The organism is Longimicrobium sp. (assembly GCA_036389795.1).
Lineage (GTDB): Bacteria > Gemmatimonadota > Gemmatimonadetes > Longimicrobiales > Longimicrobiaceae > Longimicrobium.
Map to the genome: position 1 here is coordinate 1 of DASVWD010000156.1, position 4,475 is coordinate 4,475.

The 4,475-nt window shown below is 72.0% G+C and carries 2 protein-coding genes; both read right to left on the minus strand.

The genetic code is table 11. From position 1 onward, the window contains the following. The coding region (locus VF746_21260) for a condensation domain-containing protein (GenBank protein HEX8694953.1) at positions 1 to 1,909 on the minus strand (1,909 nt) is incomplete at its 3' end. A gap of 1 nt (position 1,910) precedes the next feature. Beyond that, on the minus strand, positions 1,911 to 4,475 hold a 2,565-nt coding region (locus VF746_21265), incomplete at its 5' end, for an amino acid adenylation domain-containing protein (protein ID HEX8694954.1).

Below are 4,475 nucleotides of genomic sequence, written 5' to 3' on the forward strand. Positions count from 1 at the left end.
TCTCCGAGGCGAGTTGCTCCGCCAGCGCGTCCACCGCCAGCACCGCCACGCCGTCGCGCGCGGGGACGGCGTCGCGCAGAGCAGCCTGCGCCAGCACAAGCGGCACGCCGCTGTCATCCAGCATGTACGCCAGCCGCTCGGCGGGGAGGCTCGGGTCCAGGGGCACGTAGGCGCCGCCGGACTTCAGCACCGCCAGGAGCGAGACGACCATCTCCAGGCTCCGCTCCATCAGCACGCCCACGCGCACCTCGGCGCCGACCCCACGGCCGCGCAGGTGATGGGCGAGGCGGTTGGCGCGCGCGTTCAGCTCCGCATAGGTGAGCGACTCCTCTTCAAAGCGGACGGCGACCGAGTCGGGCGTGCGCTCGACCTGAACCTCGAAGAGCTCGTGGATGCACAGGTCCGCCGGCACCTCGGCCGCCGTCCGGTTCCACTCCTCCAGCACCAGCGCGCGCTCCGCCTCGCCGAGCAGGTCCAGCCGCGAGAGCCGCACGTCCGCATCCGCGGCGACCTGCTCCAGCACCCGCTCCAGGTGCCGGGCCATGCGCTCGATGGTCCCCGGTTCGAAGAGGTCGGAGTTGTAGTTCAGCACGCCAGACAGCCCGTGAGCGCTCGCCTCGACCGCCAGGGAGAGATCGAACTTGGCGATCTCCATGACCGGCCCGGCTTCGCTGGCCGCGAGCGGCGTGAGAGCGCCTTCCTCGCCCCCGCCGCTGGCGTCCCGGAACGCGAACATCACCTGGAACAGCGGCGAGTGGCTCAAAGACCGCTCCGGCTGCAGCTCGGCCACCAGGCGCTCGAAGGGCACCTCCTGGTGCTCGTACGCGCCCAGCGTCGCGTCGTGCGCCCGCCGCAGCACCTCGCGGAAGCCCGGGTCGCCCGAGAGGTCGGTCCGCAGCACCAGCGTGTTGACGAAGAAGCCGATCAGCGCCTCCACCTCTTTCCTCGTCCGCCCCGCGGTGGGGGTCCCCACGACCACGTCCTCGCTCCCGCTGTACTTCGAGAGGAGCACCTGGAAGGCGGAGAGCACCACCATGAAGAGCGTCGCTCCCTCGGTCCGGGCCACCTCCCGGAGTCGCTCCAGAAGCTCGCCGGGAAGCGCGACCCGCTGGTTCGCCCCCCGGAACGTCTGCACGGCCGGACGCGGGTGGTCGGTGGGCAGCTCCAGCAGCGCGGGCGCGTCCGCCAGCCGCTCCCGCCAGTACGACAGCTGCCGCTCCAGCACCGCGCCCCGCAGATGCTCGCGCTGCCACGCGGCATGGTCGCCGTACTGCACCGCCAGCTCCGGCAGCGGCGACTCCCGCCCCTCGCGGTACGCCTCGTACAGCGCCGAGAGCTCGCGGGAGAGCACCTCCAGGCTCCACGCGTCGCTCACGATGTGGTGCATGCCCACCAGCAGCACGTGGTCTTCCTCGCCCGACCGCAGCAGCGTGGCGCGGAAGAGCGGTCCCGCGGTCAGGTCGAAGGGCCGCGCCGCCTCCTCCGTCAGGCGGCGCTGCACCTCCACCCCGCGATCCGCCTCGGCCAGCCCGGAGAAATCTTCGACGGGAAGCCTGAACCCGCCGAAGGGCGCAATCACCTGCACCGGAGAGCCGTCCACCTCCCGGAAGGTGGTGCGCAGCGCTTCGTGCCGCCGGACGACCTCGCCCAGCGCCCGCTCCAGCGCCCCGATGTCCGGCGCTCCCTGCAGCCGGAGCGGCCAGGGGAGGTTGTACGTGGTGCTCCCCGGATCCAGCCGGTCGATGAACCAGAGCCGCTCCTGCGCGAAGGACAGCGGAGCGCTCTCGCGATGGGGGCGGGGTACGATGCCGGACGAGCGGACCTGGCCACTGAGCCTCGCCTCGATGAGGGCGCGCCTGGCGGCAGAGAGCTCCGAACGAGGGAGGTCGACGGTCTTTTCTGTGGACATCTCAGGCTCTTGCCACGGTGTTGGACTCGACCAGCTGCTCCACCTCGTATTCGGACAGGGTGGCGACGTCTTCGTAAATCCTGCGCTCGATCTCTTCCGCCATGGCTTCCAGCGTCGGCATCGAGAACACGAAGCGGATCGAGATCTCCACGTCGAACGCGGCCCGGACGTGGGCCAGCAGCCGCATGACCAGCAGGGAGTGGCCGCCCAGCTCGAAGAAGCTGTCGTGCACCCCCACCCGCTCCAGCCGCAGCACCTCGGTCCAGATCCCCGCCAGCAACTCCTCGACGCGCGTGCGCGGCGCCACGTACCGGTCCGCTTCGGCCGTGTACGCCGGCGCCGGGAGCGCCTTGCGGTCCAGCTTCCCGTTGGGCGTCAGCGGGAGCGCGTCGAGAGAGACGAACGCGGCCGGCACCATGTACTCCGGCAGGCTCTGGCGCAGGTGGGCGCGCAGCGCGTCCGCCCGCGCTTCGCCGACCACGTACGCCACCAGCCGCCGGTCGCCGCCCTCCTCGCGCGGGACGACGGCGCAGTCGCGCACCCCGTCCTGCAGGCGCAGCACGGCCTCGATCTCGCCCGGCTCGATGCGGAAGCCGCGGATCTTCACCTGGTGGTCCAGGCGGCCCAGGTACTCCAGTGCGCCCTCCGAGCGCCACCGTACCCGGTCGCCGGTGCGGTACAGCCGGCTCCCCGGCTCCGCCGCGTACAGATCGGGAACGAACCGCTCCGCCGTCAGCCCCGGCCGCCCCAGGTAGCCGCGCGCCACCTGCACGCCGCCGATGTACAGCTCGCCCGTCAATCCGACGGGCACCGGCCGCAGCGCGCCGTCCAGCACGTACAGCCGCGTGTTCCACACCGGCCGGCCGATGGGCACCACGCCGGTGCGATCCCCCGGCGCGCACGCCCAGTGGCTCACGTCCACCGCCGCCTCGGTGGGGCCGTACAGGTTGTGCAGCTCCACGCGCGACTCGAACTGCTCGTGGAAGCGCTCCGCCAGCGACGCCGGCAGCGCCTCGCCGCTGCAGACCACCCGTCGCAGCGACACGCAGCGCTCCGCCTCCACCGCCTCCAGGAACAGCTGCAGCATGGAAGGGACGAAGTGCAGCGTCGTCACCCCCCGCCGTTCGATCACCTCCTGCAGGTAGCGCGGATCGCGGTGACCGTCCGGCCGCGCCAGCACCAGCCGGGCCCCCTGCTGCAGCGGCCAGAAGAACTCCCACACCGAGACGTCGAAGCCGAACGGGGTCTTCTGCAGCACCACGTCGTCCTCGCCCAGCCCATACTGCGCCTGCATCCAGCACAGCCGGTTGACCACGCCGCGGTGCGCGTTCATCACCCCCTTGGGCGTGCCCGTGGAGCCCGAGGTGTAGATCACGTAGGCCAGCGTGTCCGGCCCCGCGCCGCTCTCCGGGTTCTCCGTGCTTTCCGCCGCGATCGCGGGCCAGGCGGCGTCGACGGAAATCACCCGCAGGCCCGCCGGCACCGGCACGCCGTCGCGCAGGCGTTCGATCGTCAGCAGCAGGGCGATTCCGGCGTCGGCGGCCATCGTCTCCAGCCGCTCGGCGGGGTAGCCGGGGTCCAGGGGCACGTAGGCGCCGCCCGCCTTGAGGACGGCGAGGAGGGAAACCACCAGCTCCAGGCTGCGCTCCAGGCAGATCCCCACCCGCGCCTCCGGGCCCACCCCACGCCACCGAAGGTAGTGGGCGAGCTGGTTGGCGCGGGCGTTCAGCTCCGCGTAGCTCAGCGACTCTCCTTCGTAGACGACCGCGACCGCCTCCGGCGTGCGCGCCGCCTGCACCTCGAACATCTCGTGGATGCACCGGTCCGCGGGAGACTCCGCGCCCGTCCGGTTCCACTCCTCCAGCACGAGCGCGCGCTCCGCCTCCCCGAGCAGTTCCAGCCGCGAGAGCCGCGCGTCCACGTCGGCGGCGACCTGCTCCAGCACCCGCCCCAGGTGCCGCACCATGCGCAGGGTGGTGTCGGGCTCGAAGAGGTCGGTGCTGTAGTTCAGCGCGCCGCGCAAACCCTGGGGGATCGTGTAGAGCGTCAGGGAGAGATCGAACCTGGCGATCTCCGTCGCCGCGCCGACGCCGCTCGCCTCGAGCCCCGCGAGCGCGCCTCCCCCGTCCCCGTCGTCGGCGTTCTGCAGCGTGAACATCGCCTGGAAGAGCGGCGAGTGGCTGAGGGAGCGCTCCGGCTGCAGCTCGGCCACCAGCTTCTCGAAGGGCACGTCCTGATGCTCGTACGCGCCCAGCGTGACCTCCCGCACCCGCCGCAGCACCTCGCGGAAGCTCGGGTCGCCCGACAGGTCGGTGCGCAGCACCAGCGTGTTGACGAAGAAGCCGATCAGCTCCTCCACCTCCCGGCGCGTGCGGCCGGCGATGGGGCTGCCTACGACGATGTCCTCGCTCCCGCCGTACTTCGACAGCAGCACCTGGAAGGCGCCCAGCAGCGTCATGTACAGCGTCGCGCCCTCGCTCCGCCCCAGCGCCTGCAGCCGCTCCAGCAGTTCGAGGGAGAGCTCCACCGGGACCGACGCACCCCGGAACGTCTGCACCGCCGGGCG